Origin of the sequence: Bradyrhizobium sp. CCBAU 25338 (assembly GCF_028128965.1) — a bacterium.
GTDB classification, from domain to species: domain Bacteria; phylum Pseudomonadota; class Alphaproteobacteria; order Rhizobiales; family Xanthobacteraceae; genus Bradyrhizobium; species Bradyrhizobium liaoningense.
The window spans coordinates 295,224-318,792 of record NZ_LFKY01000043.1; the positions used below are offsets into that span (position 1 = coordinate 295,224).

The 23,569-nt window shown below is 64.2% G+C and carries 23 protein-coding genes and 1 pseudogene; 12 read left to right on the forward strand and 12 right to left on the reverse strand.

The features are described 5' to 3' along the window. Window positions 1-74: 74 nt before the first annotated feature. A complete protein-coding gene (locus tag ACM42_RS35005) occupies window positions 75-1,325 on the forward strand; it encodes a NupC/NupG family nucleoside CNT transporter (protein ID WP_271532805.1) in 1,251 nt (416 codons plus the stop codon). Between the two features lie 236 nt (window positions 1,326-1,561). Here the strand turns inward: ACM42_RS35005 and ACM42_RS35010 are convergent, their stop codons facing one another. Next, window positions 1,562-2,011 (reverse strand): SgcJ/EcaC family oxidoreductase, encoded by a 450-nt coding sequence (locus ACM42_RS35010; protein ID WP_271532807.1) that lies wholly within the window; start codon window positions 2,009-2,011, stop codon window positions 1,562-1,564. Window positions 2,012-2,263: 252 nt separating this feature from the next. Here ACM42_RS35010 and ACM42_RS35015 point away from each other — a divergent pair. Further along, window positions 2,264-3,010 (forward strand): annotated as a pseudogene (locus tag ACM42_RS35015) (IS5 family transposase). Between the two features lie 268 nt (window positions 3,011-3,278). Here ACM42_RS35015 and ACM42_RS35020 read toward each other — a convergent pair. Together ACM42_RS35020 and ACM42_RS35025 are read right to left on the reverse strand one after the other, a co-directional pair. Then, entirely contained in the window at window positions 3,279-3,464 is a 186-nt protein-coding gene (locus tag ACM42_RS35020) for a hypothetical protein (protein WP_271532809.1), read from the reverse strand. Between the two features lie 267 nt (window positions 3,465-3,731). Further along, complete coding sequence (locus tag ACM42_RS35025; protein ID WP_271532811.1) at window positions 3,732-4,259, reverse strand: cupin domain-containing protein; 528 nt, start codon at window positions 4,257-4,259, stop codon at window positions 3,732-3,734. A 219-nt stretch (window positions 4,260-4,478) separates the two neighbouring features. On the opposite strand from ACM42_RS35025, the gene ACM42_RS35030 reads away from it, so the two are divergent. After that, window positions 4,479-6,608 carry an O-linked N-acetylglucosamine transferase, SPINDLY family protein gene (locus ACM42_RS35030; protein WP_271532813.1) on the forward strand — a complete coding sequence of 710 codons (2,130 nt, stop codon included), beginning with the start codon at window positions 4,479-4,481 and terminating at the stop codon, window positions 6,606-6,608. A gap of 8 nt (window positions 6,609-6,616) precedes the next feature. Here ACM42_RS35030 and ACM42_RS35035 read toward each other — a convergent pair whose 3' ends face one another. Beyond that, window positions 6,617-6,904: an usg protein gene (locus ACM42_RS35035; RefSeq protein ID WP_028177340.1), complete on the reverse strand. Its 288-nt coding sequence runs from the start codon at window positions 6,902-6,904 to the stop codon at window positions 6,617-6,619. A 376-nt stretch (window positions 6,905-7,280) separates the two neighbouring features. Between ACM42_RS35035 and groES the strand changes: the two genes are divergently transcribed. From groES to ACM42_RS35050, 3 genes are all read left to right on the forward strand, one after another. Continuing rightward, on the forward strand, window positions 7,281-7,595 hold the full coding sequence (gene groES / locus ACM42_RS35040) for a co-chaperone GroES (RefSeq protein WP_024340799.1): 315 nt from the start codon (window positions 7,281-7,283) through the stop codon (window positions 7,593-7,595). Window positions 7,596-7,640: 45 nt separating this feature from the next. Further along, entirely contained in the window at window positions 7,641-9,281 is a 1,641-nt protein-coding gene (gene groL, locus ACM42_RS35045; protein ID WP_035696468.1) for a chaperonin GroEL, read from the forward strand. A 154-nt stretch (window positions 9,282-9,435) separates the two neighbouring features. Beyond that, entirely contained in the window at window positions 9,436-9,723 is a 288-nt protein-coding gene (locus ACM42_RS35050; protein WP_271532817.1) for a GIY-YIG nuclease family protein, read from the forward strand. A gap of 61 nt (window positions 9,724-9,784) precedes the next feature. On the opposite strand, the gene lepB is transcribed toward ACM42_RS35050, so the two are convergent. Next, entirely contained in the window at window positions 9,785-10,534 is a 750-nt protein-coding gene (gene lepB, locus ACM42_RS35055; RefSeq protein WP_271532819.1) for a signal peptidase I, read from the reverse strand. A gap of 137 nt (window positions 10,535-10,671) precedes the next feature. Next, entirely contained in the window at window positions 10,672-11,511 is an 840-nt protein-coding gene (locus ACM42_RS35060) for a LysR family transcriptional regulator (RefSeq protein ID WP_271532821.1), read from the reverse strand. Between the two features lie 130 nt (window positions 11,512-11,641). Between ACM42_RS35060 and ACM42_RS35065 the strand changes: the two genes are divergently transcribed. Further along, window positions 11,642-12,235, forward strand: coding sequence for a cysteine hydrolase family protein (locus ACM42_RS35065; RefSeq protein WP_271532823.1), 594 nt, complete (start codon window positions 11,642-11,644; stop codon window positions 12,233-12,235). Between the two features lie 11 nt (window positions 12,236-12,246). Then, complete coding sequence (locus tag ACM42_RS35070; protein ID WP_271532824.1) at window positions 12,247-12,876, forward strand: glutathione binding-like protein; 630 nt, start codon at window positions 12,247-12,249, stop codon at window positions 12,874-12,876. A 7-nt stretch (window positions 12,877-12,883) separates the two neighbouring features. On the opposite strand, the gene ACM42_RS35075 is transcribed toward ACM42_RS35070, so the two are convergent. Continuing rightward, the gene (locus ACM42_RS35075; protein ID WP_271532826.1) at window positions 12,884-13,972 is read right to left on the reverse strand and encodes a tlde1 domain-containing protein; all 1,089 of its coding nucleotides are present in this window, start codon (window positions 13,970-13,972) and stop codon (window positions 12,884-12,886) included. A 619-nt stretch (window positions 13,973-14,591) separates the two neighbouring features. Here ACM42_RS35075 and ACM42_RS35080 point away from each other — a divergent pair. Continuing rightward, window positions 14,592-15,116 carry a FecR domain-containing protein gene (locus ACM42_RS35080; protein ID WP_271532828.1) on the forward strand — a complete coding sequence of 175 codons (525 nt, stop codon included), beginning with the start codon at window positions 14,592-14,594 and terminating at the stop codon, window positions 15,114-15,116. Between the two features lie 55 nt (window positions 15,117-15,171). After that, on the forward strand, window positions 15,172-17,061 hold the full coding sequence (locus tag ACM42_RS35085) for a CHASE2 domain-containing protein (RefSeq protein WP_271532830.1): 1,890 nt from the start codon (window positions 15,172-15,174) through the stop codon (window positions 17,059-17,061). Between the two features lie 191 nt (window positions 17,062-17,252). Here ACM42_RS35085 and ACM42_RS35090 read toward each other — a convergent pair whose 3' ends face one another. The 4 genes from ACM42_RS35090 to ACM42_RS35105 all read right to left on the reverse strand — a co-directional run bounded on the left by ACM42_RS35090 (window position 17,253) and on the right by ACM42_RS35105 (window position 20,860). Continuing rightward, window positions 17,253-18,755: a glycosyltransferase family 39 protein gene (locus tag ACM42_RS35090; RefSeq protein WP_271532832.1), complete on the reverse strand. Its 1,503-nt coding sequence runs from the start codon at window positions 18,753-18,755 to the stop codon at window positions 17,253-17,255. A 6-nt stretch (window positions 18,756-18,761) separates the two neighbouring features. Beyond that, complete coding sequence (locus ACM42_RS35095; protein ID WP_271532834.1) at window positions 18,762-19,895, reverse strand: glycosyltransferase family 2 protein; 1,134 nt, start codon at window positions 19,893-19,895, stop codon at window positions 18,762-18,764. Window positions 19,896-20,133: 238 nt separating this feature from the next. Further along, window positions 20,134-20,337, reverse strand: coding sequence for a hypothetical protein (locus tag ACM42_RS35100; protein WP_271532836.1), 204 nt, complete (start codon window positions 20,335-20,337; stop codon window positions 20,134-20,136). A 142-nt stretch (window positions 20,338-20,479) separates the two neighbouring features. Next, the gene (locus ACM42_RS35105; RefSeq protein ID WP_271532838.1) at window positions 20,480-20,860 is read right to left on the reverse strand and encodes a hypothetical protein; all 381 of its coding nucleotides are present in this window, start codon (window positions 20,858-20,860) and stop codon (window positions 20,480-20,482) included. Between the two features lie 114 nt (window positions 20,861-20,974). Here ACM42_RS35105 and ACM42_RS35110 point away from each other — a divergent pair, with 114 nt between their 5' ends. Together ACM42_RS35110 and ACM42_RS35115 are read left to right on the forward strand one after the other, a co-directional pair. Continuing rightward, a complete protein-coding gene (locus ACM42_RS35110; protein ID WP_271532840.1) occupies window positions 20,975-21,796 on the forward strand; it encodes a DUF72 domain-containing protein in 822 nt (273 codons plus the stop codon). A gap of 154 nt (window positions 21,797-21,950) precedes the next feature. Continuing rightward, the gene (locus tag ACM42_RS35115; RefSeq protein WP_271532842.1) at window positions 21,951-22,412 is read left to right on the forward strand and encodes a DUF488 domain-containing protein; all 462 of its coding nucleotides are present in this window, start codon (window positions 21,951-21,953) and stop codon (window positions 22,410-22,412) included. Between the two features lie 146 nt (window positions 22,413-22,558). Here the strand turns inward: ACM42_RS35115 and ACM42_RS35120 are convergent, their stop codons facing one another. Beyond that, a complete protein-coding gene (locus ACM42_RS35120; RefSeq protein ID WP_271532844.1) occupies window positions 22,559-23,473 on the reverse strand; it encodes a PhzF family phenazine biosynthesis protein in 915 nt (304 codons plus the stop codon). Window positions 23,474-23,569 lie beyond the last annotated feature (96 nt).

Genomic DNA, 23,569 nt, shown 5'->3' on the forward strand with positions numbered 1-23,569 from the left:
ACGCCCTCTGCCGCTTGCCGGCATTGCCTTTGCAGCGCCTGCCCGGCCATAATCATTGGGGGTTTGGGAACATCATGCTGCGGCTGCAATCGGCACTGGGCATTTTCGCATTGCTGCTGATCGCCTGGGCGCTCAGTGAAAATCGTCGCGCGGTATCGCTGCGCCAGGCGGCGATCGGCCTCGCCGCGACCTTCGTCACCGCGGTCCTGCTGCTGAAGCTGCCGGTCGTCGCGCATGCGTTCGGTGCCATCAACGACGCGGTCGGCGCGATCTCGGCGGCCTCCCGCGCCGGCTCCGCCTTCGTGTTCGGCTATATCGGCGGCGGCGCCCTGCCATTCGATCTGAAGGTGCCCGGTGCCGATTTCATCCTGGCGTTCCAGGCGCTGCCGATCGTGCTGGTCATGAGCGTGCTGACGACGCTGCTGTTCTATTGGCACGTGCTGCCACCGATCGTGCGCGGCCTGGCCTGGCTGCTCGAGCGCACGCTCGGCGTCGGCGGCGCGGTCGGACTGTCGACCGCCGCCAATGTCTTCCTCGGCATGGTCGAGGCACCGCTGTTCGTGCGGCCGTATCTGGCACAGATGACCCGCAGCGAGTTGTTCCTGGTGATGACCGGCGGCATGGCCGGCATCGCCGGCACGGTGCTGGTGCTCTATGCGACGCTGCTTGCTCCCCTCATCCCCGACGCCGCCGCGCATTTCGTCATCGCCTCGGTGCTGGGCGCGCCGGCCGCGATCCTGGTCAGCCTGATCATGCTGCCCGAGACCTCCGACAAGCGCACCGGCGGCGCGCTGGAGGATCCGGAGATGAATGTATCCGGCACGATGGACGCGATCGTGAAGGGCACCACTGCCGGCCTCGAATTGTTGCTCAACATCGTCGCCATGCTGCTGGTGCTGGTGGCGCTGGTCTATCTCGTCAACGCCATGCTCGGCCTCCTGCCGAACATTGGCGGCGCCGCGATCTCGCTCCAGCGCCTGCTTGGCCTCGTCATGGCGCCGGTGTGCTGGCTGATGGGATTGCCGTGGGATCAGGCGATCACCGCCGGCAGCCTGATGGGCACCAAGACCGTGCTCAACGAATTGATCGCCTATGTCGACTTCTCGAAGCTGCCACCCGGCGCGCTCGACTCGCGCTCGCGCCTGATCATGCTCTACGCGATGTGCGGCTTCGCCAATTTCGCCAGCCTCGGCATCATGATCGGCGGCCTCGGCGTCATGGCGCCGGAGCGGCGCGAGGAGATCAACGCACTGGGCCTGAAGTCGATCGTATCGGGGACGCTCACGACGTGTCTGATGGGAGCGGTGGTGGGGGTCATCGCGTGACACCCGTGGTGATGCCCGTAGCCCGGATGGAGCGCCGCGCAATCCCGGAAAATGCGTCCGCCGAATACGCAGCATCTCCCGGGCTAGTCGACTAGGCCGTGTACCTATAAACTCGGTGGCGTCATGTGACTGATGACACGTCCCCTTTGCTCCTATGGCGACCACGTTCGTGCCGCAGCGCAACGTGTCGCGATGGGCCAAAGCCGGACGTCACGATCACCGACCAAAATTGGAAATCACTGCCGAGAGGATGACAGCGGCGATGAATGGTGGTGAGCAATCACCCATCGACCGTCGCGTTTGACAACCACGAAGGTAAATCGAGATGGGCGGGGAGTATCGTTTTCCGCGGCTCGGGCAAAATTGTAGAAACCTGTCCCCACCACGGATGTCTCGCTCAGGATGATCATTCGTCGCTCGACGATCACATTCTTTCGACCACTGCCTGGCAATTCCTGGAAGTATTTCCGTATGCCCTCTGTACCCTCGGAAATCACAGGGCTGGTCGTTCCTAGCAGGACTGCATCGGGAGCATATAGGCCGACGAGCGCGTCGCGGTCATTTGCAGTGTAAGTAGCCGACCATTTGTCAATTACCGCATTGGCCTCTTCTGCGGGTCCCGCAAGCGCATCTGAAGCAAATGCCCCGGCCCAAAGATACATCGCGACCGTAATTGTCCTTTTCATCGTTCCCCCAATTTGGATATCGAGTTTACAATAGCGGAGATGGTTAGCTGCGACGCACAAATCTAGCATCCCGCGCCTAGCCCACAAGAAGGAAGAACGACACTGTCGTCCACAATGGACGACAGTTCAGCGGAGATGGTCGGCTGGCCTATGTCCGCCTCTACCTCGTAAGCGTCCAACCGAGGCCTGCCTGGGAGCGTTGTGTCCGGCCAGCCCCCTGTGATTCAAGCTACCAAACTGGGAGCTCGAATCATGCGCTATGAACTCGCCGATCATGAATGGATCGCCATCAAGCCTATGCTGCCCAACAAGCCGCGTGGCGTTCCTCGGGTGAACGACCGACGTGTCCTTAATGGCATCTTCTGGGTCCTGCGATCAGGAGCTCCCTGGCGTGATCTTCCCGGGATGTTTGCTACAATCGCTTCGTCCGTTGGCGGCGGGCTGGTGTCTGGGGCCGTATCATAGACGCACTTGCCGCTGCCCATCATGCAGCTGTCCAGATGATCGACACCTCTATTGTCCGCGTGCATCAGCATGGGGCCTGTATCACAAAGAACCAGCGCCAATCGATGGGAAGGTCACGCGGCGGTCTGACGAGAAAATCCACGCGGTGGTCGATAGCAATGGTCTGCCGTACGGCTTGCGTTGAGCCCCGGCGAGGCGCACGACGTTCGACTTGCCGGAAAACTGCTCTCTCATCTGAAGTCGGGGTCAATGTTGCTTGCCGACCGTGGCCACGATGCCGATTGGATCAGAGAGCTTGCGATGAAGAAAGGCGCTTGGGCAAACATCCCGCCGAAAAGCAATCGCAGCGGTCCGATCTGCTTCAGTCCGTACCTCTATCGCGCTCGCAGCCAGGTCGAACGGTTCTTCAACAGGATCAAGCAATGCCGCCGGGTGGCTACACGCTACGACAGACTTGCAGGAAACTACCTTGCCTTCGTCCAGCTCGCATCTATCCGCCTCTGGCTGGCCGCGCGTTATGAGTCCGCGCCCTAGTCTGGCCAGCCGACTTTGGTGTCTCGCTATCCAGATTGGCTCGCGTCCGTTTGGATGGCTTCCGACCGAAGCGTCGCCCTGATCGCGGCAACTAATTGACCTTCTGCACTCTTTCGATTCGAATCCTGCCAAATAATTGTGAGCATGTGGTTGGTGTCGAAATGCGTCTTCTTTTGATCCCACATCGACTTTTCACAAGTATATATAACTGGCCGACTGAGTCCTTCCGCAAAACCGGCATCCCAATACGCGCCGAGATTCGCGTGGCTCAAATCCGCAACAATAAAGCGCGAAGATACACTTGGTGCTTGCCAAGCCAGAGCACCAGATTGTTAGTGGCTTCGATTGGATTGGGAAGCCTATCGAGCGACCAGTAGCTTTCTAGGTCATAAGTCTGAATCGGCTTAACGTCGAAGCCCTGCGAATCTTGCGCTCGGCGAAGCGCGTGGCTCATCTTGGACCTCCGAATCATATCGCTGCCGAGCTTTTCGGGTAGTTCAAGCTGTGCTGAACGCGTAAGGACGAACGTGCCGCATCGACGACACTTATATTGGGTCTTGCTTCCTGCACTCGACGCAGCCGCATCAGCTGTGCCACATACAATGCAATCATTCCCTTGTGGCGGAATCATATAGCGCTCCATTCGACACGCACAAATCGGGCCGCAACACAAAGAGTGAAATGGATTCCAGGCTCGCACTACCCGCGCCCCGGAATGACATCAAGCCTTCAGCTCCACCGTCTTGAACTCCGCCGGCAGGATCACCTCCAGCAGCTCCACGTCGTCCGAATAGTCCAGGATCATGTGCCTGATCTTCGGCGGCTGGGTCCAGGCGCTGCCTTGCTTCATCAGGGTCTCGCCCTGCCCGTCCATATAGGTCTTCACCCAGCCCTTGAGCACGTAGACCATCTGGAATTCGACGTCGTGATAGTGGAGCTTCGACACTTCCGAGGGATTGCACGGACCCTGCAGCCGGATCACGTGCGCCTGCGCGAGGCCATGGGTCGCGTCGGCGATGCCGAGATCGCGGTACTTGGCATAGGCACGCAGGCCGTCGGCCTTGAAGTCTTCCTCGCGGTGATGGCTGACGACGATACGCTGCTTCGGCCGCACGGGCTTCTTCGGAGCGACGGTGCGCGCCTTCGCCTTCACCGCCTTGCGCGCCGAGGATCGCGCCGCTGCCTTCACGTCGCTCCGCTTCTTCACCGCGGTCTTCGTTGCGGGTCTTGATGCCTTTTGCTTGGCCATTGTCTGCCTCCCTGATCCGGGCCGCGCCCGCCTGACGGGAACAACCCGAAGGCAGATTACCCAGTCTTGGGCGAGGCAGCAATTGCGGGGCTTGGTGCAATGAGCTCGACGAACCCAACCGGTCGTAGCTTGTCCCAAGCTGTCGTGGCGAGCGGCCATCGTCTCGTATTCATTCTCTCGCTGAATTAGTCTCGCCGGGAGATCTGGGGGAATTGATTCATGGGCAGCAGCGTCGGTCAGCGTGCATTTCAAAATGCCCGGCTTCAGAAACGGCAAAAAGCCGAAGTGCTGCCATTGCTCGGGCACGCACTCGAGTTGCACAAGAAGGGACTTCTCTCCGAAGCCCGAGCCGCCTATCGACAACTCCTGCAGATCGCGCCCAATCAATTCATCGCGCTGCATATGCTCGGCGTTCTGGAGTCTGATGCCAAGAACTATCAGCAGGCTGAAATTCTGCTGAGCCGGGCGGTTGCCGTGGATCCACGATCTGCCGAAGCTCACATGGGCCTGGGCGTCGCGCTCAACGGGCTGAAACGCCACGATGAGGCCCGAGTAAGCTATCGAAAGGCACTCGCCTTAAAGCCCAACTACGCCCTGGCCCTGTCCAATCTCGGCAACGCTAACGCGGCGCTTGATCTGCACCTCGAAGCGCTCGAGAGCTACGATCGGGCGCTCGCAATGGACGGAAACCTCGCCGAAGCCCACAACGGCCGGGGCTCTGCGCTCTGCCGCCTGCGCAACTATGACGAGGCTCTTGCAAGCCTGAACCGCGCGCTCTCGATCAAGCCCGACTATGCCGCGGCGCTGGCGAACCGCGCCGTCGCATTGCGGGAGCTTCAGCGATTTGACGAGGCCATGGCGGATTGCAATCGGGCAATCGCCCTGGCGCCCGACGACGTGAACGGATGGCTCTGGCGCGCCAATGTCTTGCTCCAGACCCAGCAAATTGCCCCGGCAATGGCCGATTGCGAGAGGGCTCTCGCGATCGCTCCCGATTCCGCTCAAGCTCACCTGGTGCTGGGCCTTTGTCTCGCCGGACTTGGCCGGGTCGACGAAGCGCTCGTCAGTTTCGACAGAGCCCTTGACATCCAGCCTGACCTCCAGAGCGCGATCTCCAGCAAGATATTCACGCTCGATTTCGTGGCGGACGCCAGCGTCGAACAGCATCAGCAAGCGCGGCAAATCTGGTGGGAACGGATCGGAGCGAAGATCGCTGCAGAGATGGCGGCGCCCCACGACAACAACCGCGATCCGGATCGCCGTCTGGTGCTTGGCTATGTCTCGTCGGATTTCAACGCGCATTCGGCTGCGTTCATCTTCAAGCCCGTGCTGCAACACCATGACCGCGCGCAGTTCGAGATCGTGTGCTACTCCTGCTCGTCGAAAGCGGATGCGACGACGAGCGAATTTCAGGGGATCGCCGACCGCTGGCGTGACGCCTCGCAATGGACCGACGATCGCCTCGCCGCTCAGATTCGCGCCGATCGCGTCGATATCCTGATCGACCTGTCCGGCCACACCAGAGGAAACCGCCTCGGCGTGTTTGCGCGCAAGCCGGCACCGATCCAGGTGCACGGCTGGGGCCACGGCACCGGCACCGGGCTGCCGACGATCGATTATCTGTTCTCGGATCCGGTCGCGATTCCTGCCGCGGTTCGGCATTTGTTTGCGGAGACCGTTGTCGACCTGCCATGCTTCGTGACGCTGGCGCCGCTGCCGGCCGGGATTGCGCGGGCGCAGGCGCCAGCGCTCTCGAACGGCTTCGTCACGTTCGGTGTCTTCAACCGCATCAGCAAGATTTCGGACGAGGCTGCGGAAGTCTGGTCCAGGATTCTCGAGCGGGTCCCTGGCTCGCGACTGCTGATCAAGGATGTTGCTCTGGACGATCGACTGGTCCGCGACAAGCTGCTGGCGCGATTTGCGGCTTGTCGATTGCCGGCCGAACGCGTCGATCTGCTCGGAGCCACCTTGCGGAGCGAACATCTGGCATCGTTCAATCGCGTCGACATTGCGCTCGACCCGTTCCCACAGAACGGCGGCGTCAGCACATTGGAAGCCCTGCAGATGGGGGTGCCCGTGGTGGCGAAGCTCGGGAGCAGTCTGCCCAGCCGGGCCGCCAGCGCCATCCTCACCGCGCTTGGCTTGCCGGACTGGGTGGCGGACAGCGATGAGGCATATGTCGAGATCGCAGTCGGCCGCGCGGCGCGGATCGGCGATCTCGATCGATTGCGCCGCGAACTGCCCGCACAGATCAACGCTGCGGCCGCCGGCAACCCCATCTCATATGCGCGCGCCGTAGACGACGCCTATCGCGCGATGTGGATACGCTATTGCAGCGGTGGCGCCTGATCTCTGGCTCAATGCAGCCGGAACACGCCATCCACGGCGCGCAGCTCGGCGGGCTTGATCAGCTTGGAATGCGCCACCGTGACCGAATGCAGGGGGCCGTCGAGCTTTTCCTGCCAGAACGCCAGGAAATCCTTCAGCGCCGGAAATTTCGGAAACATGTCGTAGTTCTGCCAGACGTAGGTCTGGAGCAGCGACGGATGATCCGGCATCCGATAGAGAATTTGTGCCGTCGTCAGCCCGTAACCCAGCATCTGTTTCCGGAAATCCTCGGAAACGCCCCCACTCCGCAGTCCCATGCCAAACCTCCTTTGCAGGAGCGCATTCAGGGGGTGGCTTGATCGGTGCCCCGGGAGCCACCCGGAAACGACGCGCTCACATCAGAGAAATGTGACGCAAACTGACAACCCATCTCAAGCCCAAAAGTTTAACAAGCTGTTGAAATTCAATGCGTTAGCAGCAGATACAGCTCCGTGCTAATACGGGCCCGGCGTCGGTTAACGATGGCAAAGAGATTCTGGCAGTCCGCGCTTTCGGGTGCTAATTTTTCTGCTAGAAGGCCTTGCCCCCGCAAAATTCCTGGCTTATCTCAGCCTCGCCTGTGCTAGCACTCGCGGGCAACGACTGCTAACAATCTTAAAATCCTCAACACGTGCAATTGCTTAGGAGGACTGCATGAAATTCCGTCCGCTTCACGACCGCGTCGTGGTCAAGCGCATCGACGCAGAAGAGAAGACCGCTGGCGGCATCATCATTCCCGACACTGCCAAGGAAAAGCCCTCCCAGGGCGAAGTCGTCGCCGTTGGCCCGGGTGGCCGCGACGAGTCCGGCAAGCTGATCCCGATCGACCTGAAGGTCGGCGACCGCGTGCTGTTCGGCAAGTGGTCCGGCACCGAGGTCAAGATCGACGGCCAGGACCTGCTGATCATGAAGGAGAGCGACGTGATGGGCGTTCTCGAGGTCAGCGAGTCCAAGAAGAAGGCGGCCTAAGAGCCCCCTCTCCCTCCAGTCAAATCATTCCAAGGAAAATTCCAGATGGCAGCCAAAGAAGTCAAATTCTCGGTCGATGCGCGCGACAAGATGCTGCGCGGCGTCGACATTCTCGCCAACGCGGTGAAGGTGACGCTCGGCCCGAAGGGCCGCAACGTCGTGCTCGACAAGTCGTTCGGCGCTCCCCGCATCACCAAGGACGGCGTCACCGTCGCCAAGGAGATCGAGCTCGAGGACAAGTTCGAGAACATGGGCGCCCAGATGGTGCGCGAAGTCGCCTCCAAGTCCGCTGATGCGGCCGGCGACGGCACCACCACCGCCACCGTGCTGGCCCAGGCGATCGTGCGCGAAGGCGCCAAGTCGGTCGCCGCCGGGATGAACCCGATGGACCTCAAGCGCGGCATCGACCTCGCGGTCGAGGCCGTCGTTGCGGACCTCCAGAAGAACTCCAAGAAGGTCACCTCCAACGACGAGATCGCCCAGGTCGGCACCATCTCGGCCAACGGCGACCAGGAGATCGGCAAGTTCCTCTCCGACGCCATGAAGAAGGTCGGCAACGAGGGTGTCATCACCGTCGAGGAAGCCAAGTCGCTCGAGACCGAGCTCGACGTCGTCGAGGGCATGCAGTTCGACCGCGGCTACATCTCGCCCTACTTCGTCACCAACGCCGACAAGATGCGCGTTGAGATGGACGACGCCTACATCCTCATCAACGAGAAGAAGCTCTCCTCGCTGAACGAGCTGCTGCCGCTGCTCGAAGCCGTGGTGCAGACCGGCAAGCCGCTGGTCATCGTCGCCGAGGACGTCGAAGGCGAAGCCCTCGCGACCCTGGTCGTGAACCGCCTGCGTGGCGGCCTGAAGGTCGCGGCCGTCAAGGCTCCGGGCTTCGGCGATCGCCGCAAGGCCATGCTGCAGGACATCGCGATCCTGACCGGCGGCCAGGCGATCTCGGAAGATCTCGGCATCAAGCTCGAGAACGTCACGCTCAACATGCTCGGTCGCGCCAAGAAGGTGATGATCGACAAGGAGAACACCACGATCGTCAACGGCGCCGGCAAGAAGGCCGACATCGAGGCGCGCGTGGCCCAGATCAAGGCGCAGATCGAGGAGACCACCTCGGACTACGACCGCGAGAAGCTCCAGGAGCGTCTCGCCAAGCTCGCGGGCGGCGTCGCAGTGATCCGCGTCGGCGGCGCGACCGAGGTCGAGGTGAAGGAGCGCAAGGATCGCGTTGATGACGCGATGCATGCGACCCGCGCGGCTGTCGAGGAAGGCATCGTCCCGGGCGGCGGCGTCGCCCTGCTCCGTGCCTCCGAGCAGCTCAAGGGTCTGCGCACCAAGAACGACGACCAGAAGACCGGCGTCGAGATCGTGCGCAAGGCGCTGTCGGCTCCTGCCCGCCAGATCGCGATCAACGCCGGTGAAGACGGCTCGGTGATCGTCGGCAAGATCCTGGAGAACAAGGCCTACAATTACGGCTTCGACTCCCAGACCGGCGAATACGCCGACCTCGTCAAGAAGGGCATCATCGACCCGACCAAGGTGGTCCGCACCGCGATCCAGAACGCAGCCTCGGTTGCCGCGCTCCTGATCACCACGGAAGCCATGGTCGCCGAGCTGCCCAAGAAGGGCGGCGCCGGTCCGGCGATGCCTCCGGGCGGCGGCATGGGCGGCATGGACTTCTGATCCAGCCTCTCAGGCAAAGTCGAGATATGCGAAACCCCGGCAGCGATGCCGGGGTTTTTGTTTTCAGGTGATACACGCTAAGATGATGGTGGATTCGTCATTCCGGGGCGGCGCGCAGCGCCGAGCCCGGAATCCATAACCACCGGCGGATGGAATGGCCTACTATGTCTACATCCTCGCAAGTAAGAAGCACGGCACGCTCTACATCGGCGTGACCAGCGATCTCGTTCGTCGGGTGTACGAACACAAGACCAAAGCCGTTCCCGGATTCACGACGAAGTACGACGTTTCGAAGCTCGTCTTGTTCGAGATATACGACGATGCAGTGACCGCCATCGCCCGCGAGAAAGAACTCAAGAAGTGGCGTCGCGACTGGAAGACGCGGCTGATCGAGGAGCAGAACCCAAACTGGGATGATCTTTATCCTGGGATAGCCAACTAAGGCCTGTGGTTATGGATTCCGGGCTCGCGCCCAAGTGGCCGCGCCCCGGAATGACGGGGCCTCACTCCACTTTCCCCAACCGCTCGAAGCGCGGCTCGCCGTCATCGTCGAGCGACCAGAGGATCCGCGTTACCTTGCCGACGAGATTGTCCATCGGGATGAAGCCCATCGCGGATGCCATGCGACTGTCGGTGGAATTGTCGCGATTGTCGCCGAGCACGAAGAAATGACCTGGTGGCACGGCGTAGACGCTGGTGTTGTCGAGGAAGCCATTGTCGGCGGCGCAGTCGTAGGTCACATAGCTCGCGCCGTTCGGCAGCGTCTCGCGCCAGCGCTTGACCTTCGCTTCGTCATCGCCTCCGCAGGCGGCGCCGGCTTGTGCCTCCTTCAGGGCGACGCGCGTCACCGGACGGTCGTTGAGGATGAGCCGGCCCTGCTGCATCTGGATGCGGTCGCCGGGCAGCCCGACCACGCGCTTGACGTAATCGACGGAGGTATCCCTTGGCGTTCGGAAAACGACCAGGTCGCCATACTCGGGCTCGGCGGCAAAGACGCGACCTGAGATCCAGGACGAAGCGAAGGGGAAGGAATAGCGGCCGTAGCCATAGGCATATTTCGCCGCGAAGACGTAGTCGCCGACCATCAGCGTCGGCGCCATCGAATTCGAGGGGATGTTGAACGGCTGATACAGGAAGTATCGAAACAGGAACGGCGGCGACCACAGCACCGGGATCAGCAGGATCAGGATGACGATCGCCTTCCATTCCCGCGATCGTGCCGAGGGACGGATCGTTTGCTCAAGAGTGGTCATGCAGCTGCCCTGTTCAAAGACGTAGTCGTCGCGAGATTACGCAACCTGCGCGCGCGTGCAATCCCCGGCGAACTTGCGAATTTGGTCGCACGTCGCGCGGCCCGCGTTCAATGCGAGGCCATGAACGTCGCCAGCGGTCAGCCGTGCGACAAATCCCTGAAGCAGTGACGTACCCAGTCGATCGTCACGCGGGTCGCAGGATCGCGCTTGAGGTGGTTCTGCACCAGGAGCCAGACGTCGCGACGCCTCGGCAGCAGCGTGGCGCGCAGGCTGCGGTCGGCGAGCAGCGGCCCGCAGCTGTGCTCGGGCAGCACGCCGATGGCCTGATGCGACTGGATCATGGTGCGGATGATGCGGACATTGTCGGTGACGCAGCGCACGTTCGTCAGCCGCTTGGCACGCAGGAACTGCTGCTCGGGGATCGCATCGAGCTCGTCGGGATAGACGCACGCGACCGGCTCGGCTCCGCTGCGGTCCGCGGGCTCGAAGAAATACAGCCTGACCTCGCCGAGCTTGGAGATGGTGAAGTCGCCCTTCTCCGGTTTGCGCAGGCGGATGGCGAGATCGGCCTGCCAGCGCGAGAATTTTACGTTGCCGCTGGAGGTGAGGAATTGCAGCGTCAGCCCCGGGTGATCGCGCAGGAAGCTGGCCGCATGCGGCGCCAGCAGCTCTTCGGCGACCGCATTGGTCGAGGCGATGCGCAGCCGCCCGACCGGGCCGGGCTGGCTCTCCTTGATGCGGTCGATCGCCGCCGCATGCGCCGCCATCGCACCGACATGCTCGAGCACCGCCTCGCAGTGTCGCGTCGGCCGGCGCAGCCCGTCCACGGCGTCGAACAGCGGCACGCCGAGGTCGCGCTGGATGCGCGCGAGCCTTCGGCCGACAGTGGTCTCGTCGATGCGCAGCCGCGCGCTGGCGCCGGCGTAAGTGCCCTCGTCCCTCACCGCGGCGATGATGCGCAGGTCGTCCCAGTTCATTCCGCAAGCCTAGCAGGCGGCGGCGCTTCCTGCAAATTCGCAGCCATATGCCGCAATATTCCTGCACAATGGCAGGCTTCGGTTGCGCTAGTGTCGCCTCATCCGACATCCCCTGGAAGGCCTGACCAGCATGACCGCTCCAAAGACCCTGCTCGAACTCGCCGGCGCCGATCTCAATCCGCCGAAGCTCAACGAGGCCTGCCTCGTGCTGATCGACATCCAGAACGAATATTGCGCCGGTCCGCTGGCCCTGCCCGATGCGCAGCCCGCGATCGCCGCGGCTGCGCGCCTGCTCGCGCGCGCACGGGAGAGCGGAGCCGCGATCTTCCATGTCGCGCACAAGGGCCGCGCCGGCGGCCTGTTCGACCGCGAGGCCGCGCGCGGCGCGATCGTCGAGCGCCTGACGCCGCTCGCCAGCGAGCTCGTGATCGAGAAGGCGCTGCCGAATGCCTTCGCCGGCACCGACCTGCAGGCCCGGCTGACCGCGACCGGACTCAAGAACATCGTGCTGGCCGGCTTCATGACGCATATGTGCGTCAGTTCGACTGCCCGCGCCGCGCTCGACCTCGGCCTGCGCACGACGATCGCGGCCGACGCCTGCGCCACCCGCGACCTGCCCGACGGCCGCGGCGGCACGCTGGACGCCCGGACGATCCATCAGGTCGCGCTGGCCGAATTGTCGGACCGCTTCGCGATCATCGCGCAGGCCGAAGCACTGACTTGATGGAGCATGCGATGCTGCGTCTCCATTTCTTCCCGATGGCCTGCTCGCTCTCGAGCCGCATCGCACTGATGGAGGCCGGGATCGAGGCGCAGTATCACCTCGCCCATATCTGGACCAAGCAGGTCGTGGACGACGGCAGCGATTTCCGTACCGTGTCGCCGAAAGGCGCGGTGCCGGTCCTGGTGCTGGAGAACGGCGAGCGGCTGACCGAGAGCGCAGCAGTGCTGCAATACATCGCCGATGTGAAGCCGGAGGCGGGCCTCGCGACCGGCTTCGTCCATCCGGACCGCTATCGCCTGCAGGAATGGCTGAGCTTCATCGGCGCCGAGATCCACAAGGCGTTCCTGTTTCCGACCTTCTGGTACAAGGACGACGGCTCGCTCGCCAAGCCGCGGGCACGGATCACGGAGACATTGTCGGTGCCGGCAGCGCATCTGGCGGACCGCGAATTCCTCGTCGGCAACGGCTTCACCGTCGCGGATACCCATCTCACCTGGGCCTTGCTGCTGCTCCGTCCCGCAGGGATCGACATCGCGCGATGGCCGTCCTTGTCGGCCTATCTCGAACGGATGCAGGCGCGACCGGCCGTGCGGGGCGCGATCGCGACCGAGATGTCGCTGCGCAAGGCGATGGCGGCGTGAGCGCGCCTCACTCCACCCGCGCCAGCACCGCGAGCTTGCGGATGCCCTTGTTGCGGTAGGCGTCGAGGAACGCGTAATAGTCCTTGAACGACACGCAGCCATTGGAGTCGCCGTTCGGCCCGAGCATGAAGGTATGCGCGAGCAGGCCGTCGCGGCCGTGGATCGCGCTCTCGCCGCCGATCGGGGTCAGGCGCAGCGCCGGCACGCCGTGGAACAGCGCCTCGCGCGGCTTCAGCGTGTAGATGTGCGGCGGCGTCACGCCGCGCATGCGGATCTTCGAGGAGCGCGGATCGTCGAGATTGGAGCCCAGGCCCGAATGCGCCTCGAGCTTGGTGCCGTCGGGCAGATACACGGTCTTGGCGGTGATGTCGTAGACCGCGGTGTCGCGCTCATAGGGCGGCGCGCCGCCGAGCATCGGGTTCTGCTCCTTCGGCGCAATGGACGCGGTCACGCTGGCATCGGCCGAGGCGTAGGCGAGCAGCCCGCCGGACGGCTCGCGCTTGCCCCAGAGCTTTTCCACCATCGACTGGCGCGGTCCGGTGATCGACATCACCGCGGCCTTGGCGCGATCGGCGAACGACTTCGGCTGCGCCTCGGGCGCCGGCACGATCTGGGCCGGATCGGCGGAGGCCAGCTGCATCTGGGCATCGGGCGCGCGCTTGGCCTTGTCCGCGGTCTTGTCAGTGGCCTTGGCTGCCGGCTTCAGCGCGTCGGCGACCCTCGCGACCACGCTCTGCTTCGGGGCGTCCTTCGAAGTTTCCCTGGCCAGCGCAACCTGGGTCGGGGGCGCTGCGCTCGCCGCGTTCGATGGCACTCCTTGCGTCGCGGCCGCGGCAAAGCGCTCGTTGAACATCTCGCGCGAGATCGGAGCTGCGACCTGGAGCCGGTCGGGCAGCAGCGCGAAGGTTTCCCTGATTGCCTCGCCGGCCTCGCGCAGCACGACCTTGGGTGCGCGCCTGACCACCGGCTCGTCGTAGCCGATGCTGCCGACGGTCGGGTAGACGCTCGCGCCGAGAATGTTGGTGTAGATGATCCAGCCGGCGCCCATCAGGACGCAGCCGATCGCCGCGGTGCCCAGCCAATTGGCCGTGGTCATTTTCCGGGAAGGCTTCCGAAGAGAATTCTTGCCAGGATTTTTGGACTTCCGTGCCGCGATACTTTGCGCAGCGATACTCGTACTCATTCGCCTTGCGTCCAGGACGGTGTCACTCAGTCCCCCTTCGAAGTGCCGCTGGTCACGATCCGGGAACAGCATCTCGCAGAGGGTCGGAGCGTCATTAAGGCGACTTTTAGTTAAATGCAGATTAAGTTCGGGCGGATGTGGGGCAACGCGTTAACGCTGTCCCGTTTCGAGAAAAAGCCCGCAGGACTACGGACTTACTCGAATCTGTTAACCATGTTTCTCGACCGGTTCACGTCGGTTCTTCGACGCTTGCGGCCGCAACCACGAGACATTCAACAACGTCATTTTCGTGGTCGCCAACTGGCCCTGACCGTAGCGCGGAAGCGTTGCGCGAGGCTGGTGGGCTCCGCGTCCGTGGGCCGCGCCCCTCACGCGGCACCGCGCCGTGACCGAAAGTTGATCACGTCGGTTCTGGAAATCGCCGCCACGAGCAAGTAGCTCCTATCTCGGCACTTTTCAGCAGCCTCTGCGCGTGATACGGTACCGTATCGACTTGCCCTGAACTGTGCCGCGCACGCAAACGGAGGCTGGCATGAGAGGGATCGCGCGCGCAGGGTTTTTCACCCTGGCGGGGTCGTTTATGTTGATTGGAGCTGCGACTGCACAGCCGGGTGCCGATTTGGGCTGCACGGCATCGCCGTCGGCCGCCGGTACGCAGACCTGGCGCTGCGACAACGGCATCACCATCGTTGCGGAAAATGGCGCCAAATTTGAACTTAAGGACGCCAACCGCGACGGACATATAGACTCCGTGGAGTTGAGCAGCAAAGCCCTGCTGGTCGAGGTGCCCCGGAAGCCGCGGGGCAATCCGTTCAAGGTGCTGACGCCGCAAGCGATCGCCGCGGTGCGCGGCACCAAATGGGCGGTCGATGTCGCTGACGCCAAGACCTCCGTGTTCGTCGCCGACGGCCGGGTCGGCGTGACCCGAAGGGCCCGTGGACGCGGCGTCGTGCTTGGACCCGGCGAAGGCGTCGATGTCGAGGCAACCGGCCCGTTGACCGTCAAGACCTGGGGCCAGCCGCGCGTCGACGCGCTCATGGCAAGACTCGGACAATAAGACCGGGTCACAAGGCTCGCCCATAGGATTCGATAGAAGATTGCAGAACGAGCGCATGCGCAGCCGACGCGTTCAGATCCTGGTGGCACTCGTCCTCACCGCGCTGTGGGGCGCGGGCATCTTTGCCGCGCACGCCAACGGCCGTCTGCGTTTTCTCGACCGCCTGGAAGCCACGCTGACGGATTGGCGGACGCAAGCCCGCGGCGTGCGGCGTCCACCCGATCTCGTCACCATCGTCGCGATCGACGACACCGTGGTGAAGCGCGGCGGCAGCTATCCTCTGCCGCGCGCCGATCTCGCCCGTGTCGTCGACACCATCGTGCAGTTCAAGCCGAAGGTCGTCGGGATCGATCTCCTGCTCGTCGATCGCAGCGCTGCGATCGGCGATGCCACGCTCGCCAGCACGCTCGCCACCGGTCCCATGGTGCTCGCCGCGGCGGCGATCTTCCCCACCGCCAGCGAAACCGTGGATCCGAGCAGCGAAGGTCCCCTCGCCGTTCTGCCGCAGGCTGAGCGCTTCCTGCAGCCGTTGCCCGCCTTCGCCGAACATGCCGAGGTCGGCGTCGTCAACGTCGCGACAGGACAATCGGGCTCACCACTATCGGTGCCGATGCTGTTCCGGACGCGCGACAAGGTCGAGCTGTCGTTCCCCTTGCGCGTCGCGGCCCGCGCGCTCGACGAGCCGCTGACGGTCGCGCCGGACCATCTCATGCTGGGCGATCGCGCGGTGCCGACCGACGGCGATCTGGCATTGCCGATCACCTATTACGGCCCGCGCCGCACGATCCGTACCGTCAGCGCACAGAGCATTTTCGACGGCACGCTCGATCGCGCGGCGATCGAGAACCGGATCGTCGTGATCGGCGCCTCGGTCGCCGGCGGCGGCGACTTCTATCCGACGCCCTTCGATTCCCTGATGCCCGGGGTCGAGGTGGTCTCGACCGCGATCACGCATCTCGTCGCCGGCGACGCCATGGTGCGCGACCGCAGGGTCCGCATTGCCGACGCGCTCACTGCGATCCTGCTGCCGATGCTGCTGGTCGGGCTGCTCGCCTGGCGGCGTAGCGCGCTGGGCATCATGACGGCGGCCGCGTTGATGATCGCCTGGGCCGGGGTCAACCTGTTCGCGTTCACGCACGGTGTCTGGCTGAACGCCGCAACCACGCTCGCCGCGGCAATGCCGCCGGTTGCGGTCTTTGCCGGCGTGCAGCTGTGGGCCGGAGGCCGCCGCACGCAATATTTTGCCGCCAAGAGCAGGTCGCTTGCGCAATTCCAGGCCCCGGCGCTGCAGGAGTGGCTGGCGCGAGATCCGAACTTCCTGTCGAAGCCCGTCCGGCAGGATGCAGCCGTGGTCTTCGTCGATCTCTCCGGCTTCACCGGGCTGAGCGAGCGGACTGATCCGGACGAACTCAGGAATCTTCTGAAGGCGTTTCATGCACTGATCGACAAGGCCGCGATCGCTTCCGGCGGCATGATCACCGGCTTTCTCGGCGACGGCGCGATGATCCTGTTCGGGCTGCCGCGCGCGATGCCCGACGACGCGGCGCGCGCTCTGAAATGCGCGATCGATCTGCATCGCGGCCTCGAACGCTGGATCGCTTCGCTGCCGCCGGCGATCGTATGTCAGCTCGGTTTCAAGATCGGCGCGCATCGCGGCCCGATCGTCGCGTCCCGGCTCGGCGAAAGCCATCAGCACATCACGGCGACAGGCGATACCGTCAATGTCGCAAGCCGTCTGATGGAGATTGCCGCCCAGAACGATGCGCAGCTCGCGCTGAGCGATACGCTGCTGGACACTGCCGATTTCAGCGGCGCTCCCGACGGCGTCCTGTCCGGGCCCCTGCTCGCCCAGGTCCGCGGCCGCTCCGGCATCGTGACGGTCTGGTTCTGGCGCGACCACGACACGCCCAAGGAGACCGCGGCCAAGGCCGAGGTGATCGACTGAATAGCCATTGCCATCGGCCCAACACTCCGCCGTCGTCCCCGCGGATGCGGGGACCCATACCGCGTGATCTATCGATGAGCGCAGGTTGCCGTACCGAACTGAAAAACCGCCACGAACAGCCTTCGCCAAACTTCTCCCTGGGGGTATGGGTCCCGGCGTTCGCCGGGACGACGATGGGGGGACAGTAGGGCTTACCGCGCTTCCGGCGGCGGCGAGCGATCCAGCACCTCGTCCTTGGCGCCCTCGAGCAGATCGATGCCGTAGGTCTCGACCACGAGCGGCCCGCGCTTGCGCTGCAATTGCGCGATCTGCGTCACCTGCGCAAAGAGAGCGTTGAGGGCGGGATGGCCTCCTGCGCGCAGCTCGTCGACATAGAGCAGCTTGCCGGCGAGCAGCCTGGGATCGGGCTCGGGCATGTTGACCCAGCGGATGCGCTGGGTCTGCTGCGCAACGCAGGTGCCGCGCGGCAGATAGAACGCGAGCCAGCCCGTGGTGCCGTAGTCCTGCGCCAGCACACAGGTCGCGCCACTGCGCGCGCGCACCGTTTCGATCTCGGCGGCAAGCTCGCGCCAGCCGACACCGACGCTGCGCACCGTGGCATCGCGGCGATATCCGGACAGCCAGCCGGTATTGGCCTGCACGATCAGGGCTGCAAACATCACGATGCCCGTTGGCGCCGCCCACCGCAGGCAGAAATCGACCAGGCGCCGCTGGCGTGGCTTCCACTGCACGAGGTTGGCGGCGGCCGCCGCGGCGATGACGAAAGGCGGATAGACCGGCGCGAACCAGTTGGCTTCGACGCGGGCATGCAGCGAATGCCAGACGAAGTAGGCAACGATGGTCCAGAACATCGTCTCGATCAGCACGCGCGAGGCCAGCGCGCCGGCGCGCTGCCAGGTCAGCGCGTGCAGGCCCATCGCGCCGAGAATGAAGACCAGCGGCGTCGCGAACGCGATCTGGGTCGGGATCAGCTCGGCGATGAAGACGGGGCGGAAGTCCTCGATCCTGGCACGGCCGAGCTGCTTTGCGAACGAGACCCATTGATGGTCCGCATTCCACAGGATCACCGGCGTGAACAGCGCCAAGGCAACGAGGCCGCCGAGATAGGGCCAGGGCGAGAGAAACCAGCGCCTGAGCTTCGGCACGGACGCGAGCCAGATCAGGATCGCCGGTCCAAAGAACATCGCGGTATATTTCGACAGCAGTGCCGCCCCGACCGCCGCACCGACCGCGAGCCACCAGGCGCCCCGGCCGGTCTCCAGGACCTTGGCGAGGAAGAACAGCACGAAGCTGGAGGCGACCAGCAGCGGCGCATCGGGCGTGACGATCAGCGTGCCGACGGAGGCCAGCAGCGTCACGTTGAGCAGGATGGCGCTGGTCGCAGCCACGCGCACGCCGCCGAACAGGATCGCGGCAGAGCGATAGACCGCATAGCTCATCGGCAGCGCCAGCAGGATCGAGACGAGGCGGACGCCGAGCTCGGTATCCCCCGCGATCATGGTGCCGGCGCGGATCACATAGGCGACCATCGGCGGGTGGTCGTAATAACCGCCCGCCAGATTCTTCGACCACATCCAGTAATAGGCTTCGTCGAACGTGATCGGCGTGAACGCCGCCGCAACGAGCCGCAATCCGATCAGCGCGAGAATCAACAGCACGGTGTTGCGGACGATCCGCGCGTCGGCCTCGCCCATCGCGTGCTATTTCTTGCGCCAGACGAACAGTCCGGACATCGCGTAGTTCCACACCACGCCCATCAGCGCGCCGGCCATGCCGGCCAGCCACCAGATCGGCTCCTGGTCGTAAACCGAGAAGGCGACGCCGACATTGGCGAGCAGGCCGACGCTGCACACGATGTAGAACGCGATCAGGCCGCGCAGCAGCGCAAAACCCTTCAGCCGCTGGTCGCGATAGGTGAGGAAGTTGTTGAGGATGAAATTGCTGGTCATGGCGACGATGGCGCCGGCGGCCTGCGCCTCTGGGAACGGCGCCTTGAACAGCTGAAGCGCGATGAACAGCGTGGTCAAGTGCACCACGAGGCCGATGCCGCCGACCATGGCGAACAGGATGAAGCGCAACGAGACGATGTCGTTGGTCAGCTTGGCCAGCACGAGACCGAGGAAGTCGAGTGCGACCATGGAATCGAGCTTGCTCTCGCCGTGCTGGCGGGCACCGAAAGTGTAGGGGATCTCGACGGCGCGCAAGCTGCCGTGCGCGCTCGCGACGACGTCGAGCAGGATCTTGAAGCCGTGCACGGAGAGCTTTGGCGCGAGCTGCTCGAAACGGTCGCGGCGGATCATGAAGAAGCCGCTCATGGGGTCGGCGATCTCGACCCGCAGCATCTTCCTGGCGACCTCGGTCGCGAGCGCACTGGCTCCGGCGCGCTGCTTGTTGAAGCCTTCGCTCTTGTAGCCCTCGATGTAGCGGCTGCCGACCACGAGGTCGGCCTGATCGCTGGCGAGGAGCAGCAGCATCTTCGGCAGCTGCGTCTCGTCGTGCTGGAGGTCGGCATCGATCACCGCCACATAGGGAGCGCTCGAGGCGAGGATGCCTTCGATACAGGCGCCCGAGAGGCCGCGACGGCCGATGCGGCGGACACAGCGCACGCGGCTGTCGCGCTGCGCCAGCGCGCGCACGACGTCCCAGGTGCCGTCGGGGGAGTTGTCGTCGACGAACACGACTTCCCACGCGATATTGGCGAGCGTCGCCTCCAGCCGCCGGTACAGCACCGTGACGTTGTCGCGCTCGTTGAAGGTCGGGACGATGACCGACAGTTCCGGCCCCTCTTGAGCCTGCGGCGGGATGTCGGCGCCGGGTCTGATCGCTTCGTTCATGACGGCAGCGTATATCCGCCGCGTCCTGCGCTGCCAAGCCGGGGTCTCTGGGGAACGGCCGAAAAGAGGCCCTAAAATGCCAACGACCCCGGAACGGCAGACCGCGCGTACATCCGGCGCAGGCCTGAGCTATTCCAAGGTCGTCCCAGCAACGGAGTTCTTCGCTCAACGTCGCCGTTACAGGCTAGATGGGAACGGCAGAAGCGCTTCGCAAGGGGCGGAAACCCAGTTTCGTGCCCTATTGGTTGGGCACGTCCCGGATTATCGGGCCGCGCGGCGCGGGCGCGGCGGGGGCGGCCGGTGCCGCCGCAGGGGCCGGCTCGACCTTCGCCGGCCTGGCCGGCTTGCCGTACTGGCCGATCGGCCCAAACACGACGGCAACCGCGAGCACGATCGCTGCGACGATCGCCCCCAGAATGCCCCCCATCGACTCAGACGACATGCAAGTCCATCCCTGCTCCAGATGCGGCGAGTGATACCATGGATGAGCGCGCGGCCGGAAGAGGTGCCGAAAGGGGGCGAATAGCGAATGGGGAGTAGCGAATGAGGAAACCGGCCTTACGTCCTTCGCTATTCGCCACTTCTTATCTGGCGGGCGGTCGGTGCTTGACGAAGGCTGTCACGATGTCCTTCTGCGCCGCCTCCACCGCCCTGTTCGCGGTGGCGAGATGAGCGCCAGCATCGATGTTCGGATACTGCGTGGTGAGATAGTCGAGCAACGCGACCCGGTAATATTGCCGCTCCGATGGACAGGCGCCCGCAACCGAGCGGCCGAAATCCTGCTCCGACAGGCCTTGATTGGAGTCGCGCGAATATTCCCGCGCCAGGCAATGCCAGTAATCGTCGCGGCCCTGCTGGGCGAGCTTCTGTGCGCTTCTCGCGTCGTCGTCATCGGCCAAAGCGGGCCATGTCATGGCAGCAGATGTCATCATGACGAGCGCGGCTCCCACCGACAGCATCCGCATCTCGTTCTCCTTTTTTCGCGGGTCCGGGCGCAAGCTTAGACGGGGCGAGCCAACTGGCCAATCACAACTGGTTTGACTAGGATGGGGTCCCTCCCCGTCGATGCGAGAAATTCCGTGGCCAAAGCAAAAACCGCGTCAAAAAAATCCGGCAACATCTTCATCGGCATCGGCGGCTGGACCTTCGAGCCCTGGCGCGGCGTGTTCTATCCGGAGAAGCTGGCGCAGGCGAAGGAGCTGTCCTATGCCGCCTCGAAGCTGACCTCGATCGAAATCAACGGCACCTATTACGGCTCGCAGAAGCCGGAGAGCTTTCGCAAATGGGCGAGCGAAGTTCCCGATGGTTTCGTGTTCTCGGTGAAGGGACCGCGCTTCGCCACCAACCGCCGCGTGCTGGCCGAGGCCGGCGATTCCATCAAGCGGTTCTATGATTCCGGTGTGCTTGAACTCGGCGACCATCTCGGGCCGGTGCTGTGGCAGTTCGCGCCGACGAAGAAGTTTGACGGCGCCGATTTCGGCAAGTTCCTGGAGCTCTTGCCGCGCAAGCTCGAAGGGCGCGCGCTGCGCCATGTCGTGGAAGTGCGCCATGACAGCTTCTGCACGCCGGACTTTGTCGCGCTGATCCGCGAGTTCGAGACGCCCGTCGTGTTCGCCGAGCACGGCAAATATCCGGCCATCGCAGACGTCGCCGGCGATTTCGTCTATGCGCGGCTCCAGAAGGGCAATGACGAGATCAAGACCTGCTATCCGCCGAAGCAGCTCGATGCCTGGGCCAAGCGCCTCCAGGACTGGGCTTCGGGCGGTGAACCCGACGACCTTCCGAAGGTTGACACGGGCAAGCCGACGAAGGAGCCGCGGGACGTGTTCGCCTATGTCATCCACGAGGGCAAGGTGCGCGCCCCGGCCGGCGCCATGGAACTGATCGCGCGGGTGAGCTGAGCGGGCGATGGCCAATTGGGAGCACCAAGGCTTCCTCACGTCATGGCCGGGCTTGTCCCGGCCATCCACGACTTGCCGCGCGGCACGAAGAACGTGGATGCCCGGGACAAGCCCGGGCATGACGACCTCCCGTGTCGTGACCTGAGGAGGCCCCATGGCAAAGGCGAGGAAGCTCTTCACCATCGGCTATGAGCAGACGCCGCCCAAGGCCGTGCTGGACGAACTGGAAGAGGCCGGCGTCAAGCTCGTGGTCGACGTGCGCGCGGTGACGTCATCGCGCCGGCCGGGCTTTTCCAAGAAGCAGCTTTCGGCAGGCCTCGACGAGCGCGGCATCGCCTATGTCCATCTCGCCGCGCTCGGCACGCCGAAAGAGGGTCGCCTCGCCGCCCGCAGCGGGCAGTACGACGTGCTGGAGAAAATCTACGCAAAGCACCTGAAAACGCCGCAGGCGCGGGAAGAGATGGACGAGCTCTCGGCGCTGGTGAAGAAGGCGGGCCCCGTCTGCCTGCTCTGCTACGAGCGCGACCACACCCACTGCCACCGACAGATGATCGCGGAGATCATCGAGGAGCGCGACGGGGTGACGGTGAGGAATTTGGCGGGACGGCAGGTGTAGCCGTCGCCGTCATTCCGGGGCGCGCGCAGCGCGAGCTACGGTGCGCAATTGCGCACCTGAGAATCCATTCCTTCACCCTCTCTGCTGCCCGATGGATTCCGGGCTCAGCGCTACGCGCTGCCCCGGAATGACGAGCTGATAGAGCCTCAGCCCTCCCCCTCCAGCCTCAACGTCCCCTCCATCATCTGCACGCAACTTCCGCCGACATGGGCGGAGACGATCTTGCCGTCCTGCTTGCGCACGCGGGTGAGAAGCATGCTCGGACGGCCCATGTCAAAGCCCTGGCCGATGGTGAGCTTCAATTCGCCGTCACGCGTGGGATCGAGATCGGCGAACAGCGCGGCGGCCGCGACCGTCGCGCTGCCCGTGGCGGGGTCTTCGATCAGGCCGCTTGCGCCGGGAAAGAACATCCGCGCCTGACGCTCGCAGGGCGCCTCCGCTGCCGGAACATCGCGCGTGTAGAAGTAGACCGAGAAAGCGCCGTCGCGCGGGAGCATCCGGCCAAACGCTGCCGCCTCGGGCTTGGCCCTGCGCACGGCTTCGCGCGATCCCACCTCCGCCACCACGAACGGCGTTCCGACGCCGACGACTTGCGGCGCATGATGATCGGTCTTGATGTCATCCGCCGCCAGGGAAATGCAGGCGGCGACGTCGGCTGCGGACAGCTGCGCAAGCCTCGCCAGTTTCTGTGGCGCGGTGAGCTCGGCGCTGATCACCCTGCCCTGCTCCCGCACGATATCGACCGGGACCAGACCGGCCTTTTCCTCGAACAGCAGCCGCGGCTTCGACTCTTTCGCGATCGTTGCCAGCACGAAGGCCGTGCCGACATTGGGATGGCCCGCAAACGGCAGCTCCCGAACCGGGGTGAAGATGCGCACCTCGGCGTCGTTGGCCTTGTCGCGCGGCGGCAGCACGAAGGTCGTCTCGGAATAGTTGAACTCGGTGGCGATCGACTGCATCTGCGCGGTCGTGAGCCCGCCGGCATCGAGCACCACGGCGAGCTGGTTGCCGCCGAAGGCGCGGTCGGTGAACACGTCGACGGTGACGTAGCGGCGCTGCATCGTCTCTTCCTCATGCAAGTGACGGCCGCGACCGGCCGCTTCGCCGGCACTCTACAAGCCGGCCGCCTCGCTCGTCATGCCCCAAAATTCGGAGCA

What these genes read in the sequence shown, in the direction of transcription:
- ACM42_RS35115 (WP_271532842.1), top strand. Translation starts at nt 21,951, where the DNA reads ATGGCAAAGGCGAGGAAGCTCTTCACCATCGGCTATGAGCAGACGCCG.
- ACM42_RS35030 (WP_271532813.1), top strand. Translation starts at nt 4,479, where the DNA reads ATGGGCAGCAGCGTCGGTCAGCGTGCATTTCAAAATGCCCGGCTTCAG.
- ACM42_RS35075 (WP_271532826.1), bottom strand. Translation starts at nt 13,972, where the DNA reads ATGACCACGGCCAATTGGCTGGGCACCGCGGCGATCGGCTGCGTCCTG.
- ACM42_RS35060 (WP_271532821.1), bottom strand. Translation starts at nt 11,511, where the DNA reads ATGAACTGGGACGACCTGCGCATCATCGCCGCGGTGAGGGACGAGGGC.
- ACM42_RS35035 (WP_028177340.1), bottom strand. Translation starts at nt 6,904, where the DNA reads ATGGGACTGCGGAGTGGGGGCGTTTCCGAGGATTTCCGGAAACAGATG.
- ACM42_RS35120 (WP_271532844.1), bottom strand. Translation starts at nt 23,473, where the DNA reads ATGCAGCGCCGCTACGTCACCGTCGACGTGTTCACCGACCGCGCCTTC.
- ACM42_RS35005 (WP_271532805.1), top strand. Translation starts at nt 75, where the DNA reads ATGCTGCGGCTGCAATCGGCACTGGGCATTTTCGCATTGCTGCTGATC.
- groES (WP_024340799.1), top strand. Translation starts at nt 7,281, where the DNA reads ATGAAATTCCGTCCGCTTCACGACCGCGTCGTGGTCAAGCGCATCGAC.
- ACM42_RS35070 (WP_271532824.1), top strand. Translation starts at nt 12,247, where the DNA reads ATGCTGCGTCTCCATTTCTTCCCGATGGCCTGCTCGCTCTCGAGCCGC.
- ACM42_RS35020 (WP_271532809.1), bottom strand. Translation starts at nt 3,464, where the DNA reads ATGAGCCACGCGCTTCGCCGAGCGCAAGATTCGCAGGGCTTCGACGTT.
- ACM42_RS35065 (WP_271532823.1), top strand. Translation starts at nt 11,642, where the DNA reads ATGACCGCTCCAAAGACCCTGCTCGAACTCGCCGGCGCCGATCTCAAT.
- groL (WP_035696468.1), top strand. Translation starts at nt 7,641, where the DNA reads ATGGCAGCCAAAGAAGTCAAATTCTCGGTCGATGCGCGCGACAAGATG.
- ACM42_RS35085 (WP_271532830.1), top strand. Translation starts at nt 15,172, where the DNA reads ATGCGCAGCCGACGCGTTCAGATCCTGGTGGCACTCGTCCTCACCGCG.
- ACM42_RS35105 (WP_271532838.1), bottom strand. Translation starts at nt 20,860, where the DNA reads ATGCGGATGCTGTCGGTGGGAGCCGCGCTCGTCATGATGACATCTGCT.
- ACM42_RS35050 (WP_271532817.1), top strand. Translation starts at nt 9,436, where the DNA reads ATGGCCTACTATGTCTACATCCTCGCAAGTAAGAAGCACGGCACGCTC.
- ACM42_RS35100 (WP_271532836.1), bottom strand. Translation starts at nt 20,337, where the DNA reads ATGTCGTCTGAGTCGATGGGGGGCATTCTGGGGGCGATCGTCGCAGCG.
- ACM42_RS35080 (WP_271532828.1), top strand. Translation starts at nt 14,592, where the DNA reads ATGAGAGGGATCGCGCGCGCAGGGTTTTTCACCCTGGCGGGGTCGTTT.
- ACM42_RS35025 (WP_271532811.1), bottom strand. Translation starts at nt 4,259, where the DNA reads ATGGCCAAGCAAAAGGCATCAAGACCCGCAACGAAGACCGCGGTGAAG.
- lepB (WP_271532819.1), bottom strand. Translation starts at nt 10,534, where the DNA reads ATGACCACTCTTGAGCAAACGATCCGTCCCTCGGCACGATCGCGGGAA.
- ACM42_RS35010 (WP_271532807.1), bottom strand. Translation starts at nt 2,011, where the DNA reads ATGAAAAGGACAATTACGGTCGCGATGTATCTTTGGGCCGGGGCATTT.
- ACM42_RS35090 (WP_271532832.1), bottom strand. Translation starts at nt 18,755, where the DNA reads ATGGGCGAGGCCGACGCGCGGATCGTCCGCAACACCGTGCTGTTGATT.
- ACM42_RS35095 (WP_271532834.1), bottom strand. Translation starts at nt 19,895, where the DNA reads ATGAACGAAGCGATCAGACCCGGCGCCGACATCCCGCCGCAGGCTCAA.